The organism is Micromonospora sp. CPM1, assembly GCF_023896895.1.
Lineage (GTDB): Bacteria > Actinomycetota > Actinomycetes > Mycobacteriales > Micromonosporaceae > Micromonospora > Micromonospora tulbaghiae.
On the sequence record NZ_JAMHIU010000030.1, the window covers coordinates 17,717 to 32,524 of the forward strand.

At 74.3% G+C, this 14,808-nt stretch carries 15 protein-coding genes; 6 read left to right on the forward strand and 9 right to left on the reverse strand.

Annotated elements, in window-relative coordinates; genetic code table 11:
• The first annotated feature begins 64 nt into the window (after window positions 1-64).
• Genes M8C11_RS26890 through hutH form a run of 6 tightly spaced genes read left to right on the forward strand, consistent with a single transcriptional unit; the run spans window position 65 to window position 7,836 of the window.
• A complete protein-coding gene (locus M8C11_RS26890; protein ID WP_121683039.1) occupies window positions 65-910 on the forward strand; it encodes a MurR/RpiR family transcriptional regulator in 846 nt (281 codons plus the stop codon).
• Between the two features lie 12 nt (window positions 911-922).
• The gene (gene hutU, locus M8C11_RS26895) at window positions 923-2,578 is read left to right on the forward strand and encodes a urocanate hydratase (protein ID WP_252454140.1); all 1,656 of its coding nucleotides are present in this window, start codon (window positions 923-925) and stop codon (window positions 2,576-2,578) included.
• Window positions 2,575-3,774 (forward strand): allantoate amidohydrolase, encoded by a 1,200-nt coding sequence (locus M8C11_RS26900; protein ID WP_252454141.1) that lies wholly within the window; start codon window positions 2,575-2,577, stop codon window positions 3,772-3,774. Before hutU ends, M8C11_RS26900 begins: the two co-directional genes overlap by 4 nt.
• Complete coding sequence (locus tag M8C11_RS26905) at window positions 3,771-5,135, forward strand: formimidoylglutamate deiminase (RefSeq protein WP_252454167.1); 1,365 nt, start codon at window positions 3,771-3,773, stop codon at window positions 5,133-5,135. Before M8C11_RS26900 ends, M8C11_RS26905 begins: the two co-directional genes overlap by 4 nt.
• A complete protein-coding gene (gene hutI, locus M8C11_RS26910) occupies window positions 5,132-6,301 on the forward strand; it encodes an imidazolonepropionase (protein WP_252454142.1) in 1,170 nt (389 codons plus the stop codon). Before M8C11_RS26905 ends, hutI begins: the two co-directional genes overlap by 4 nt.
• Window positions 6,298-7,836, forward strand: coding sequence for a histidine ammonia-lyase (gene hutH, locus M8C11_RS26915; RefSeq protein WP_120571408.1), 1,539 nt, complete (start codon window positions 6,298-6,300; stop codon window positions 7,834-7,836). The genes hutI and hutH overlap by 4 nt, the downstream gene beginning before the upstream one ends.
• Before the next feature lie 64 nt (window positions 7,837-7,900).
• Here the strand turns inward: hutH and rdgB are convergent, their stop codons facing one another.
• The 9 genes from rdgB to M8C11_RS26960 form a co-directional block, all read right to left on the reverse strand.
• Entirely contained in the window at window positions 7,901-8,518 is a 618-nt protein-coding gene (gene rdgB, locus M8C11_RS26920; RefSeq protein WP_120571409.1) for an RdgB/HAM1 family non-canonical purine NTP pyrophosphatase, read from the reverse strand.
• Window positions 8,515-9,240: a ribonuclease PH gene (rph, locus tag M8C11_RS26925; protein ID WP_252454143.1), complete on the reverse strand. Its 726-nt coding sequence runs from the start codon at window positions 9,238-9,240 to the stop codon at window positions 8,515-8,517. The genes rdgB and rph overlap by 4 nt, the downstream gene beginning before the upstream one ends.
• A 73-nt stretch (window positions 9,241-9,313) precedes the next feature.
• Window positions 9,314-10,060 carry an MBL fold metallo-hydrolase gene (locus tag M8C11_RS26930; protein ID WP_252454144.1) on the reverse strand — a complete coding sequence of 249 codons (747 nt, stop codon included), beginning with the start codon at window positions 10,058-10,060 and terminating at the stop codon, window positions 9,314-9,316.
• A gap of 225 nt (window positions 10,061-10,285) precedes the next feature.
• The gene (locus M8C11_RS26935) at window positions 10,286-11,251 is read right to left on the reverse strand and encodes a PLP-dependent cysteine synthase family protein (RefSeq protein WP_091329858.1); all 966 of its coding nucleotides are present in this window, start codon (window positions 11,249-11,251) and stop codon (window positions 10,286-10,288) included.
• A gap of 11 nt (window positions 11,252-11,262) precedes the next feature.
• Window positions 11,263-11,601, reverse strand: a complete 339-nt coding sequence (locus M8C11_RS26940) for a MoaD family protein (RefSeq protein ID WP_047892373.1) — start codon at window positions 11,599-11,601, stop codon at window positions 11,263-11,265.
• Window positions 11,602-11,668: 67 nt separating this feature from the next.
• A complete protein-coding gene (locus M8C11_RS26945; RefSeq protein WP_013284357.1) occupies window positions 11,669-12,157 on the reverse strand; it encodes a Mov34/MPN/PAD-1 family protein in 489 nt (162 codons plus the stop codon).
• A 55-nt stretch (window positions 12,158-12,212) separates the two neighbouring features.
• Window positions 12,213-12,716, reverse strand: a complete 504-nt coding sequence (locus M8C11_RS26950) for a DUF2017 domain-containing protein (RefSeq protein WP_013284356.1) — start codon at window positions 12,714-12,716, stop codon at window positions 12,213-12,215.
• Window positions 12,713-13,003, reverse strand: coding sequence for an ATP-dependent Clp protease adapter ClpS (gene clpS / locus M8C11_RS26955; protein WP_018786685.1), 291 nt, complete (start codon window positions 13,001-13,003; stop codon window positions 12,713-12,715). The genes M8C11_RS26950 and clpS overlap by 4 nt, the downstream gene beginning before the upstream one ends.
• Window positions 13,004-13,118: 115 nt before the next feature.
• Window positions 13,119-14,630 carry a hypothetical protein gene (locus M8C11_RS26960; RefSeq protein ID WP_252454145.1) on the reverse strand — a complete coding sequence of 504 codons (1,512 nt, stop codon included), beginning with the start codon at window positions 14,628-14,630 and terminating at the stop codon, window positions 13,119-13,121.
• Window positions 14,631-14,808: the final 178 nt, after the last annotated feature.

The following is a 14,808-nucleotide window of genomic DNA, read 5'->3' on the forward strand; positions in this document are numbered from 1 at the left end:
ATCGGATCTCCCTGCGGTCGGGCCACTCTTGCGCTCTGAAAGTTTTCATGCATAGAGTCGCGGGGTGAATGAAAGCGGTGCGGCCTCCCCCGACCGCCTGCTCGACCTGTTCCACGGCGTACGGCTCACCCCGACCCAGCGCCGCATCGCCCACTGCCTGGTGCGGCACGCGGGCGCGGCGGCGTACCTGTCCGCCGCCGAGGTGGCCGAGCTGGCGGGCGTCAGCCAGCCGTCGGTGACCCGGTTCGCCATGGCGCTCGGGCACGACGGCTACCCCGCGCTGCGCCGCCGCCTGCGGGAACTCACGGTCACCGGGTCGGCCGGACCGGCCGGCGGCAACGCCCTGCAACGGGCGGTACACGCCGAGCGGGACAATCTCGACCGGCTCGCCGCGCAGCTCGCCGACGCCGGCCGGGTCGCCGAGGTGGGCAAGCTGCTCGCGGCGAGCCGCCCGCTGCCGGTGCTCGGGCTGCGCGCCGCCGCGCCGCTGGCCGCGTACTTCGCGTACTTCGCCGCGAAGGTGCACCCGGACGTGCGGGTGCTCGACGACGGCGGCAGCATGCTGGTCGACCGCCTGGACCAGGCCGTCGCGGCCGGCGCCACGGCGATGCTCGCGTTCGTGCTGCCCCGCTACCCCCGGGAGACCCTCGACGCGCTGCGCGAGGCCCGGGACGCCGGGCTGACCGTCGTGGCGATCACCGACTCGCCGGTGAGTCCGGCCACCGAGCACGCCGAGGTGGTGCTGCCCGCCGCCGTCGGCGCCGACCTGGTCTTCGACCTGCACACCGCACCGATGACGTTGGCCATGGTGGTGCTCCAGGCGATCTGCGACGCCGCACCGGCCGAGACCCAGAACCGGCTCGAGGCGTTCGAGTCGTCCGCCGCCCGCCGCCAGTTGTTCCTCGGCTGAGAGGAGTACGAGATGCACCAGCCCGTCCGCGCCGCCCGCGGCACCGCACGCACCGCGAAGGGGTGGCCGCAGGAGGCCGCCCTGCGGATGCTGATGAACAATCTCGACCCGGAGGTGGCCGAGCGCCCCGAGGACCTGGTGGTCTACGGGGGCACCGGCAGGGCGGCCCGGGACTGGCCGTCGTACCACGCGCTGGTGCGGACGCTGACCGACCTGCGCGACGACGAGACGATGCTCGTGCAGTCGGGCCGCCCGGTCGGGGTGATGCGCACCCACGAGTGGGCGCCGCGTGTGCTGCTGGCCAACTCCAACCTGGTCGGCGACTGGGCCACCTGGCCGGAGTTCCGCCGGCTGGAGTCGCTGGGCCTGACCATGTACGGGCAGATGACCGCCGGTTCCTGGATCTACATCGGCACCCAGGGCATCCTCCAGGGCACGTACGAGACGTTCGCCGCGGTCGCGGCCAAGCGCTTCGAGGGCACGCTCGCCGGCACGTTGACGCTCACCGCCGGGTGCGGCGGGATGGGTGGGGCGCAGCCGCTCGCGGTCACCATGAACGGCGGCGCCTGCCTGATCGTGGACGTGGACCGGGCCCGGCTGGAGCGGCGGGCGCACGACCGCTACCTGGACGAGATCGCCGATTCGCTCGACGACGCGGTGGAGCGGGCGCTGGCCGCGAAGCGGGACCGGCGGGCGCTCAGCGTCGGAGTGGTCGGCAACGCGGCCACCGTCTTCCCGGAGCTGCTGCGCCGGGGTGTGGCCATCGACATCGTGACCGACCAGACCAGCGCGCACGACCCGCTGTCGTACCTGCCGGAGGGCGTGGAGCCGGCCGACGCGCGGGACTACGCGGCGGCCAAGCCGGCCGAGTTCACCGACCGGGCGCGGGCGTCGATGGCGAAGCACGTGGAGGCGATGGTCGGCTTCCTGGACGCCGGCGCGGAGGTCTTCGACTACGGCAACTCGATCCGGGGCGAGGCCAAGCTCAGCGGGTACGAGCGGGCGTTCGACTTCCCCGGGTTCGTGCCCGCGTACATCCGGCCGCTGTTCTGCGAGGGCAGGGGCCCGTTCCGCTGGGCCGCGCTCTCCGGCGACCCGAAGGACATCGCGGCCACCGACCGGGCCATCCTCGACCTGTTCCCGGAGAACGAGTCCCTCGCCCGGTGGATCCGGATGGCCGGCGAGCGGGTCGCGTTCCAGGGCCTGCCGGCGCGGATCTGCTGGCTCGGCTACGGCGAGCGCGACCGCGCCGGGGTGCGGTTCAACGAGATGGTGGCCTCCGGCGAGCTGAGCGCGCCCGTGGTGATCGGGCGGGACCACCTGGACTGCGGCAGCGTGGCCAGCCCCTACCGGGAGACCGAGGCGATGGCTGACGGCTCCGACGCGATCGCCGACTGGCCGCTGCTGAACGCGCTGGTCAACACCGCGAGCGGCGCGTCCTGGGTGTCCATCCACCACGGCGGCGGCGTGGGCATCGGCCGGTCCATCCACGCCGGCCAGGTCTGCGTGGCCGACGGGACCGCGCTGGCCGGGCAGAAGATCGAGCGGGTGCTCACCAACGACCCGGCGATGGGCGTGATCCGGCACGTCGACGCCGGCTACGACGACGCCCGCGAGGTCGCCGAGCGCACCGGCGTGCGCGTTCCCATGACCGAGGGTGACCTGTGACCGACCTGGCGGAGCGGTTCCGCGTGCTGTGGGACGAGATCGCCCCGGTCGGGCGGGACGCCGGCAGCGGCGGCTACCTGCGCTACGCGCTCACCGAGCCGGAGCGCACGCTGCGCGCCTGGTTCCGGGAGCAGGCCGACCGGCGGGGCATGCCGGTGTCGCAGGACGGCAACGGCAACCTGTTCGGCTGGTGGGGCGACCCGGCGGCCGGGGACGCGGTGCTGACCGGCAGCCACTTCGACTCGGTGCCGCACGGCGGCGCGTACGACGGTCCGCTCGGCATCGTCAGCGCGTTCCTCGCCGTGGACGAGCTGCGGGCCGCGGGCGTCACCCCGGACCGGCCGGTGGTGGTGGCCGCGTTCGTGGAGGAGGAGGGCGCGCGGTTCGGCGTACCCTGCCTGGGGTCGAGGCTGCTCACCGACGAGATCGACGTCGACCGCGCGGCCGGGCTGCGCGACCAGGCCGGGACGACCTTCGCCGAGGCGCTGGGCGAGCGGCCGGCGGGCGCCGACCCGGCGCTGCTCGGCCGCTTCGCGGCCTTCGTGGAGCTGCACGTCGAGCAGGGCCGCGCGCTCGTCGACCTGGACGCGCCGGTCGCTGTGGCGTCGGCGATCTGGCCGCACGGCCGGTGGCGGTTCGACTTCACCGGCGAGGGCAACCACGCGGGTACGACCCGGATGGCGGACCGCCGCGACCCGATGCTCACCTACGCGTTCACCGTGCTGGCGGCGAACAAGGAGGCCCGGCTGCGCGACGCGCACGCCACGGTGGGCCGGGTGTCGGTCGAGCCGAACGCCACGAACGCGATCCCGTCCCGGGTCACCGGCTGGCTGGACGCGCGGGCGGCCGAGGCGGAGACGCTGTACGGTCTGGTCGAGGCGGTCCGCACCAAGGCCGCCGACCGGGCCGGCCGCGACGGGACCGCGCTGACCTGCACGCAGGAGTCGGCGACCCCGCTCGTCGCGTTCGACCACGGGCTGGCCGACCGGCTGGCCGCGCTGCTCGGCGCGCCGGTGCTGCCCACCGGCGCCGGGCACGACGCGGGTGTGCTGGCGGCGCACCTGCCCACCGCGATGCTGTTCGTGCGCAACCCGACCGGGGTGTCGCACTCCCCCGCCGAGGCGGCCACCGACGCCGACTGCGCCGCCGGGGTGGCCGCCCTGGCCCGGGTGCTGGAGGAGCTGGCATGCCGCTGACCCGCTGGCTGGCCGAGTACGCCTGGCTGCCCGACCGCGCCGAGCCCACCCGGGACGTGCTGATCGAGGCGACCGACGGGCGGCTCACCGCTGTCACCCCGCTGACCGTGGACGGTCCACCGAGCGCCGGGGTCGAGGTGCTCGCCGACGCGGTCCGGCTGCCCGGGCTGACGCTGCCCGGCCTGGCCAACGCCCACTCGCACGCGTTCCACCGGGCGCTGCGCGGGCGCACCCACGACGGGCGCGGCGACTTCTGGTCCTGGCGCAGCCTGATGTACGCCGTCGCGATCCGGCTCGACCCGGACTCCTACCTGGCGCTGGCCCGCGCCGTGTACGCGGAGATGGCGCTGTCCGGGATCACCTGCGTGGGCGAGTTCCACTACCTGCACCACGGTCCCGGCGGCACCCCGTACGACGACCCGAACGCCATGTCCGCCGCGCTCGTGGAGGCCGCCGCGCACGCCGGGATCCGGCTCACGCTGCTGGACACCGCGTACCTGGCCGGGGGCGTGGACGGCACTCCGCTGGCCGGGCCGCAACGCCGGTTCGGCGACGGCGACGCGCTGCGCTGGGCGCAGCGGGTGGACGCGTTCCGCCCGGCCGACGAGCACGTCCGGCTCGGCGCGGCCATCCACTCGGTGCGCGCGGTCCCGGCCGAGCAGCTCGCCACCGTGGCCGGCTGGGCCGACCGCAACGGGCTGCCGCTGCACGTGCACCTGTCCGAGCAGCCGGCCGAGAACGACGCCTGCCGGGCCGTGCACGGGTGCACGCCGACGCGGCTGCTGGCCGACCACGGCGTGCTCGGCCCGCACACCACGGCCGTGCACGCCACCCACCCGACCGCCGCCGACGTGGCGCTGCTCGGCGACAGCCGTACCCGGGTCTGCGTCTGCCCCACCACCGAACGCGACCTGGCCGACGGGATCGGCCCGGTACGCCGGATGGCCGACGCGGGCAGCCCGCTCAGCCTCGGCAGCGACAGCCACGCCGTGGTGGACCTGTTCGAGGAGGCCCGCGCGGTCGAAATGGACGAGCGGCTGCGTACCCGGCGGCGGGGGCACTTCAAGCCGGTCGAGCTGGTCACCGCCGCCACCGTCGGCGGGCACGCCGCGCTGGGCTGGGGCGACGCCGGCCGGCTCGCCGTCGGGCAGCGCGCCGACCTGGTCACGGTACGGCTGGACAGCGCCCGCACCGCCGGGGTGCCGCCGGTCGGCGCGTTCTTCGCCGCCACCGCCGCCGACGTGACGAGCGTCGTGGTCGACGGCCGGCCCGTGGTGGACGGCGGCCGGCACCTCACCGTGGACGTGCCCACCGAGCTGCGCGACGCGATCGCGGCGGTGACCGCGAAGGAGGACTCGTGACGCGCGGCAGCCTGCTCGTCGACCACATCGGCGAGCTGGTCACCAACGACGGTCGCGACGGCGACCCGCTCGGCGTCCGCCGCGACGCCGCCCTGCTCGTCGAGGACGGCGAGGTGGTCTGGACCGGTCCGGCCCGGCACGCGCCCGCCGCCGACCGGCGGATCGACGCCGGCGGCGCCGCGGTGCTGCCCGGCTTCGTGGACAGCCACGCCCACCTGGTCTTCGCCGGGGACCGGGCGGCCGAGTTCGCCGCCCGGATGGCCGGTGAGCGGTACACCGGCGGCGGCATCCGCACCACCGTCGGCGCCACCCGCGCCGCCTCCGACGACGACCTGCGCGCCACTGTGGGCCGGCTGCGCGCGGAGATGCTGCGGCAGGGCACCACCACCGTCGAGATCAAGAGCGGGTACGGCCTCAACGTCGCCGACGAGGCCCGCTCGCTGCGGATCGCCGCCGAGTTCACCGGCGACACCACGTTCCTCGGCGCGCACGTCGTCCCCGCCGAGTACGCCGACCGTCCCGACGACTACGTGGGCCTGGTGTGCGGGCCGATGCTGGCCGCCGCCGCGCCGTACGCCCGCTGGATCGACGTGTTCTGCGAGCGGGGCGCGTTCGACGCCGACCACGCGCGGGCCATCCTCGCCTGCGGGCAGGCCGCCGGTCTGGGCGTACGGCTGCACGCCAACCAGCTCGGTCCCGGGCCGGGCGTGCGGCTCGGCGTGGAGCTGGGAGCGGCCAGCGTCGACCACTGCACCCACCTGACCGACGCCGACGTCGACGCGCTGGCCGGTTCGGAGACTGTCGCCACGCTGCTGCCCGGCGCCGAGTTCTCCACCCGGTCGCCGTACCCGGACGCCCGGCGGCTGCTCGATGCGGGCGTCACGGTCGCGCTGGCCACCGACTGCAACCCCGGTTCGTCGTACACGTCGTCGATGCCGTTCTGCGTCGCGCTCGCCGTACGCGAGATGCGGATGACCCCGGCGGAGGCGGTGTGGGCCGCGACCGCCGGCGGGGCGGCGGCGCTGCGCCGCACCGACGTGGGGCGACTGACCCCGGGGGCGCGGGCCGACCTGATCATCCTCGACGCCCCGTCCCACCTGCACCTGGCCTACCGGCCGGGCGTGCCACTGATCCGCCAGGTCCTGCACAACGGAGTACCGCGATGACCACAGTGACCATCCTGTCCACCGGCGTCACAGCCGCCGACGTGCTCGCGGTGGCCCGCGGCACCGCCAAGGTCGTGCTCGACCCGGCCGCCACCGAGGCGATGGCCACCTCCCGGTCCATCGTGGACGGAATCGAGGCGGCCGGCCGCCCGGTGTACGGCGTCTCCACCGGCTTCGGCGCGCTCGCCAACACGTTCGTCGCCCCGGAGCGCCGGGCCGAGCTTCAGCACGCGCTGATCCGCTCGCACGCCGCCGGGGTGGGCGCGCCGATGCCGCGCGAGGTGGTACGCGCCATGATGCTGCTGCGGGTCCGCTCGCTGGCGCTCGGCCGCTCCGGGGTCCGCCCGCTGGTCGCCGAGGCGCTCGTGGACCTGCTCAACCACGAGGTCACCCCGTGGGTGCCCGAGCACGGCTCGCTCGGCGCGTCCGGCGACCTGGCGCCGCTGGCGCACTGCGCGCTGGTGCTGCTCGGCGAGGGCTGGGTGCTCGGCCCGGCCGGGGACCGCATCCCGGCCGCCGACGCGCTGCACCGGGTCGGGCTGAAGCCGGTGTCGCTCGCCGCCAAGGAAGGGCTGGCGCTGATCAACGGCACCGACGGCATGCTCGGCATGCTGCTGCTCGCCGTCTCCGACGCCCGGCACCTGTTCGCCATGGCGGACGTGACGGCGGCGCTGGCCATCGAGGCGATGCTCGGGTCGGAGCGGCCGTTCCTGCCCGAGCTGCACGCGATCCGCCCGCACCCCGGCCAGGCCGCGTCGGCGGCGAACATCCACCGGCTGTTGCAGGGCTCGGCGGTGATGGACTCGCACCGCGACGACCTGGCGCACGCGGTGCAGGACGCGTACTCGATGCGCTGCGCCCCGCAGGTGGCCGGCGCGGCCCGGGACACGCTCGACTTCGTCGAGGTGGTGGCCGGCCGGGAGCTGCTGTCGGTGGTGGACAACCCCGTGGTGCTGCCGGACGGGCGGGTCGAGTCGACCGGCAACTTCCACGGCGCGCCGCTCGGCTTCGCCGCCGACTACCTGGCCATCGCCGCCGCCGAGGTGGGCGCGATCGCCGAGCGCCGGGTGGACCGGCTGCTCGACGTGGCCCGCAACCGTGACCTGCCGGCGTTCCTCTCCCCGGACCCCGGGGTGAACTCCGGGCTGATGATCGCCCAGTACACCGCCGCCGGGATCGTGGCGGAGAACCGCCGGCTCGCCGCGCCCGCCTCGATCGACTCGCTGCCGACCAGCGGCATGCAGGAGGACCACGTCTCGATGGGCTGGGCGGCCACCAAGAAGCTCCGCACCGTGCTGGACAACCTGACCAGCCTGCTCGCGGTGGAACTGCTGGCGGCCGTACGCGGACTCCAGCTCCGCGCGCCGCTGACGCCGTCACCGGCCGGGCGGGCGGCGCTCGACGCGCTCGGCGGCACCATCGGCGAGCCGGGGCCGGACGTGTTCCTCGCGCCGCTGATGGAGGCCGCGCGGGACGTGGTGCGCGGCCCGGAGCTGCGCGCGGCGATCGAACGGGAGATCGGCCCGCTCGGCTGAGCCGGCCGATACCGACCCTCCGGCCGGGCGTCCAAGCGGTGCCCGGCCGGCGTCCGGGAGCGGGTCAGGCGGCGGGCGGAAGCACCTTCGCGACCAGCTTGGCCAGCTCCCGCAGCGCCTTGCCGCGGTGGCTGACCGCGTCCTTCTCCTCCGGCGTCAACTCCGCGTTCGTCCGCTCCTGGCCGTCGCCCAGGAAGATCGGGTCGTAGCCGAAGCCGCCGTCGCCGCGCGGCGCGCGCAGCAGCCGGCCGGACTGACGGCCGTCGACCAGGTGCTCCTTGCCGCCGGGCAGCACCAGCGCGACGGTGCAGACGAACGCCGCGCCCCGATGCTCGTCCGGCACGTCGGCGACCTGGTCCAGCACGAGCTGGAGGTTGGCGTGGTCGTCGCCGTGCCGGCCGGACCAGCGGGCGCTGAACACACCCGGCATGCCGTTGAGCGCATCCACCGCCAGCCCGGAGTCGTCCGCGATGGTCGGCAGGCCGGTACGCCGGCAGCCCTCCCGCGCCTTGATCAGCGCGTTCTCGCCGAACGTGAGGCCGGTCTCCGGCAGCTCCGGGTACTCCTCGACGTCGTCGAGGCCGAGCAGGGCGATCCGGTGCGCGCCGAGCGCGCCGTCCAGGATCCGCTGGAGTTCGACCAGCTTCTTCCGGTTCCGGGTGGCGAGCAGGACCTTGTTCACGAGAGCGCCTTCCGCTGCGCGTCGGCCAGTTCCAGACAGCCCGCCACGCCCAGGTCGAGCAGCGCGTCGAGCTGGTCGCGGGCGAAGACGCCCGCCTCGCCCGTACCCTGCACCTCGACGAAGTCGCCGGTGCCGGTGCAGACCACGTTCATGTCGACCTCGGCGGTGACGTCCTCGGCGTAGCAGAGGTCGAGCATCGGCTCGCCGCCGATCACGCCGACGCTCACCGCGGCCACCGAGCGGTGCATCACCTTCTCCACCTTGCCGGCCAGCGCCTTGCGCTCGGCCAGCCAGGTCACCGCGTCATGCAGTGCGACGTACGCGCCGGTGATCGCGGCGGTACGGGTGCCGCCGTCGGCCTGGAGCACGTCGCAGTCCAGCACGATCGAGTTCTCGCCCAGCGCCTTCAGGTCGACGCAGGCGCGCAGGCTGCGGCCGATCAGCCGGGAGATCTCATGCGTGCGCCCGCCGACCTTGCCGCGGACGCTCTCCCGGTCCGATCGGGTGTTCGTGGCCCGGGGCAGCATCGCGTACTCCGCGGTCACCCAGCCCAGCCCGGAGCCCTTGCGCCAGCGGGGCACGCCCTCGGTGACGCTCGCCGTGCAGAGGACCCGGGTCGCACCGAACTCGACGAGCACCGAGCCCTCCGGGTGGGTGCTCCAGCTCCGGGTCAGGGTCACCGGTCGGAGTTGGTCGGGCCGCCGCCCGTCAGGTCGCGCCATGCCTGCACCCTATGCGGTGCGGTGATCGCACCGCCCGCCGGTGCCCGCCGACACGACCCGGCCGCCGCCGGGCTCAGACGTCGTAGCAGGCGCCGGGCCGGACCACGTCCAGCGGCCCGGCGTACGCCCCGGCCGCCGCCTCCACGGTCTGCGACTCGCTGCCCCAGGCCGGTACGAGGTGGGTGAGCAGGAGCCGTCCCACGCCCGCCTTGGTGGCCGCCTCGCCGGCCTCCCGGCCGGTCAGGTGCAGGTCCGGCGGGTTCTCCACGCCGTCCATGTAGCTCGCCTCGCAGAGGAACACGTCGGCGTCGTGGGCCAGGCGCAGCAGCGCCTCGCAGGGCGCGGTGTCCGCGGAGTAGCAGAACACCCGGCCGCCGTGCTCCAGCCGCACCCCGTACGTCTCGACCGGGTGGTTCATCCGGTCGACGGTGACGGAGAACGGGCCGATCGGGAACGTGCCCGGCTGGAGGCCGTAGAACTGGTAGACGTCCTCCACCGAGCCCTCCTCCTGCCCGTACGCGGCAGCAAGCCGGTCGGGCGCGCCGGAGGGGGCGTACATCGGCAGGGGCGGGTACGGGCCGTCCGGCGCGTACCGGCGTACCACCACGTAGGACACGGCGTCGAACATGTGGTCGCAGTGCAGATGGGTGAGGAGGATGGCGTCGGGGGCGTGCAGCCCGACGTAACGCTGGAGCGTGGAGAGCGACCCCGCCCCGAAGTCGATCAGAAGCCGGAAGCCGTCGGCTTCCATGAGATAGGCCGAACAGGGGGATTCGGGCCCCGGGAAGCTGCCCGCGCAGCCGAGGACGGTCAGTCTCATCCGGTGGCCTCGATCTCACGATGAGTAGTCGATGCGCCGGCGGCGGCCCCGCCGATGATCTCTACCGACGCGCTCGCCACGCTGCGCAGCCTACGCGTCGCCCCGGTCGAGCAAGAATCATCTGCCGGAAGTTGTCATCAACGTGACACCCATACACGTCCGCTCCGGACGAGACCGGCGGTCCGGCCGGCGGGCACGCCACCGACCGGACCGGCCATCGGTCCGTCAGGCCCAGAGCTGACCGTCCAGGGCCTCCTCCGCGTCGGCGAGGGTGCCGCCGTACGCGCCGGTCGACAGGTACTTCCAGCCGCCGTCGCAGACCACGAACGCCACGTCCGCGCGGCGGCCGTCGCGGACCGCCTCGTGCGCCACCGCGAGCGCGGCGTGCAGGATGGCGCCGGTGGAGAACCCGGCGAAGATGCCCTCCACCTCGACGAGCTGCCGGGTACGCAGCACCGCGTCCCGGGTGCCCACGGAGAAGCGGCGGGACAGCACCCCGGCGTCGTACAGCTCGGGCACGTAGCCCTCGTCGATGTTGCGCAGACCGTAGACCAGCTCGCCGTAGCGCGGCTCGGCCGCCACGATCTGGATACCTTCGACCTTCTCCCGCAGGTAGCGCCCGGTGCCCATGAGCGTGCCGGTGGTGCCCAGCCCGGCCACGAAGTGGGTGATGCCCGGCAGGTCCTGGAGCAGCTCCGGCCCGGTCGTCTCGTAGTGCGCCCGGGCGTTCGCCTCGTTGCCGTACTGGTAGAGCATCACCCAGTCCGGGTGCTCGGCGGAGATCTGCTTCGCGGTCGCGACCGCCTGGTTCGAGCCGCCCGCGGCCGGCGAGAAGATGATCTCCGCGCCGTACATGCGGAGCAGCTGCACCCGCTCGGTGGAGACGTTCTCCGGCATCACGCAGACCAGCCGGTAGCCGCGCAGCTTCGCCACCATGGCCAGCGAGATGCCGGTGTTGCCGCTGGTCGGCTCCAGGATCGTGTCACCCGGACGCAGCCGGCCGGACTCCTCGGCCGCGCGGACCATGAACAGGGCCGCGCGGTCCTTGATGCTGCCGGTCGGGTTCCGGTCCTCCAGCTTGGCCCAGAGCCGCACCGGCGGCGCGCCCTCGGGCACCGTCGGCGAGAGCCGGGGCAACCCGACCAGCGGTGTGCCGCCGCAGGCGTCGAGCAGGCTGTCGTACCGCGCCATCGCGGGCCCCCTCAGCGGGCGGCGCGCGTGGAGACCGCGTGCGAGGCGATCGCCGCGGCGGCCGCGAAGCCGAACGCGCCACCGGCGACGGCCGGCAGGATGGTCACGCTGTCGCCGTCGTTGAGCTTGGCGTCGAGCGCGCCCAGGAAACGGACGTCCTCGTCGTTGACGTAGACGTTGACGAACCGGTGCAGCGCGCCCGCGTCGGTGACCAGGCGGGCCTTCAGGCCGCCGTGCCGGGAGTCCAGGTCGGCGATCAGGTCGGCGAGCGTGTCGCCGCTGCCCTCGACGACCTTCGCGCCGCCGGTGTAGCTGCGCAGGATGGTGGGGATGCGAACCTCGATGGCCATGGTGTCTCGTGCTCCTCGTTCGGGATCGTGCCAGGTGACGGGAAAAGGAAGGTGCCGGCGCTGAAGGTCAGCGGTCGGAACACTCGTAGTCGACCGTCGCCGGGCTCTGCCCGAACATGTAGGACTGGACGGCGTTCGGGTCCACGGCGGCATCCACGATCTCCACCGGTTCCTCGGTGACCACGCCGTCGACGATCCGGAAGGAGCGGATCTCCTCGGTGTCGGGCTCGCGGGTCGAGACGAGCAGGTAGTGCGCGCCCGGCTCGCCGGCGAAGGAGACGTCCGTACGCGACGGGTAGGCCTCCGTCGCGGTGTGCGAGTGGTAGATGACGACCGGCTCCTCGTCGCGGTCGTCCATCTCGCGCCACACCCGCAACTGCTCCATCGAGTCGAACTCGTAGAACGTCATGGAGCGGGCGGCGTTGTCCATCGGGATGTGCCGGGTCGGGGTGTCGCTGCCGACGGGACCGGCGACCACGCCGCACGCCTCGTCCGGGTGGTCCCGGCGCGCGTGGGCGACGATCGCGTCGATGATCGACCGGTCGATGCTCAGCACGCCGCCAAGCCTAGCGCCTGGCCCTCCCGGGCGGCGAGGTGGCAACCGTCACCACTCAGTCGATGAGCGCGTTGAGCAGGGATTCCTGGAGATATCCGAGATAGGCGTAGACCGACAGTTGGAACACCCGGGACGAACCCGGGTCCGCGGCCACCGCGTCGTCGAGCTCCTCGCCCAGGTCGGTGCCGTCCTTGATCTCCAGGCGTACGCCCATCGCCAGCCGGGCGTCGTTCAGCGCCCGCAGCCACGCCTCGGCCGCCTCCGCGTCCAGCCGCACCTCGCCGCCGGCGTCCCCGTCGGGCAGCGCGGCGAGGACCGCGCCCGCCTGGTCGATCTTGCCGGTCTTCAGGTCACCCTCGGTGTAGCGGCGGAACTCGGCCGTGCCGGCGTCGTCGTCCGGGTAGACGTCGGGGAACAGCCGCCCGACCACCGGGTCGCCGTGGTCGAAGCCGTCGGTCAGCAGACCGACCACCTCGTTGGCGACCTTGCGCAGCACCCGGACCTCGTCGACCGCGAACGTGGCCACGTAGTGGTCGCCCCGGCGGCGGAACATGCTCATGAGCGGTCCACCGTCGCCCAGAGCCCGTACGCGTGCAGTTGCGCCGCGTCGTGCTCCATCCGTTCCCGGGCGCCGCTGGAGACCACGGCCTTGCCCTTGTGGTGCACGTCCAGCATGAGCCGCTCCGCCTTCTCCCGGCTGTACCCGAAGAGCTTCTGGAACACCCAGGTCACATACGTCATCAGGTTGACCGGATCGTCCCAGACGATGGTCACCCATGGCCGGTCGGAGACCGGCACCTCTTCGGTGTCCGGCGTCTCGACCGGCGCAACCTGTGGAGCCGCCATGCCCCCCATCGTGCCACCGGATCCGGGGAACCGATGAACCGGAACCGCGCGCGGGTCGTCGTCACCCGCCCGGGCCGCGTACGCGAGCCCGGGTCGCCCTGTGCCGGCGCCGTGGTCAGGCAAGCAGGATGCCGTGGTCGACCGCATCGGCGAGCACCGCGCCCAGCGAGAGACGGATCACCTCGAAGCGGCGGGACACCTCGCGGGACAGTTCGAGTTCGACCTCGCGCAACGCGCGCTGGGCCCAGGAGCGAGCGGCGTTCGGGTCGTTGTTGCCGGGTGCCCGCCAGTGCTGCCAGCAGCCGCCGTTGAGGGCGACGCCGACCGGTGGGAGCACCTCGTCGCGCTGCGCGCCGGGCAGCCCGGCCAGCGCGTCCAGGGCGCCGGCGCCGGTCAGCCCGGCGACCCCGGCAGTGCTGGTCACCAGGAGCACCCGGTCCAGCTCGGGGGCGTCCGGGTGGTCGGCCAGGCCCCAGCGCACCGCGTGGATGATCCGCCGGCGTACGCCCTCGGCCAGCGGCGCGCCGAAGACCCGGGCGGCGGCCTCGTCGACCAGGCCCCGCACCGCCTCGTCGCACTGGGCGGTGGCGAGCAGCGACAGCGCCTCCAGCTCGCGGTCGAGCATCTGCGGCAGGCCGGCGCAGCCGACCCCGAAGACGATCTCCTGCACCACCCGCAGGTGGATGTTGGCGAGCTCCAGGGCGAGGTGCTGGCGGATCCGGCGGGCGCAGGCGCGGGCCTGACGGTCGATCCGGTCGGCCAGCTCGCCCGGCTCGACGCCGGCGAGCACCGGCACCCGGCCGTGCGCGCCGGCCGGCACCGGCGGGCGGGCGCTGCCGCGACGCAGCACCTCGTCGGCGGCCCAGCCCACCAGCGCGCGGCGCAGCTGCGGCAGCTCGGCGCGGCGGGCCGGGAACCACCGGGCCGGGGTGAGCGCCGGCACCGCGGCCAGCAGCGCCGCGCGGTGCGCCTCGATGGAGACCGACACCGGGTCGAGCCGGCGGGCCGACCCGTTCGGGCCGGACGCCGCCCGGTCCTGGGCCCGCGCGCCGTCGCCCGGCGCGGCCGGGCCGGTCACGCCGGGCGTGACGGCGAAGAACACCTCGACCCGGGCACGCGCCACCTCGGCGAGCAGGTGCAGCTCGGCCGCGCTGAACGCCTGGTCGGCGGAGATCACGAAGAGCAGCGCGCCGGCCCGGCCGACGGCGTCGCGCAGCACCCGGCCGCCGGCCACGCCGAGCGTGCCGGTGTCCGGCGTGTCGAGCACCGCGAAGTGGCGCAGCAGCGGATCGGGCAGGCTCAGTTCGACCCGGCGCGGCGCCCGGGCGAGCGCCGGACCGGCGGCGAGCGGGTCGGCACCGTAGGCGTGCGGCTGGCGGTAGCCCGGGACGTACGCGGCGCGGGTCGCGGTGGCGGCGTGCTGGACCAGCAGGTTGCTTCCCGGCGGCACGGCGAGCGTCGCGGCCTCGACCCCGAGCAGGCCGGCGATCAGCTCACGCCGGTTCGCGCCGGCCGGACCGGCGACGACCACCGCCATCGGCTCGTCCGGCCCGGGCGCGGTCACCCCGAGCCGGGTCGGCAGCGAGGCGGATCCGGGTGGCTCGGCCTGCCGGCCTGGGTCGGGCACGTCGACCGAAGGGAGCGGACCTGGTGTCATCAGGTGGGCCTCCCGGTCGGGCGACCGGGGTACCGGTCGCAGATTTTCCCTGGTTGCAGGGACTGCCGGAAGAGTACGGGTGTCGGCCATCCGACAACCAACACATCCGGTACTCACGGGTAATGAACAGATTACTCAACTTCACTGC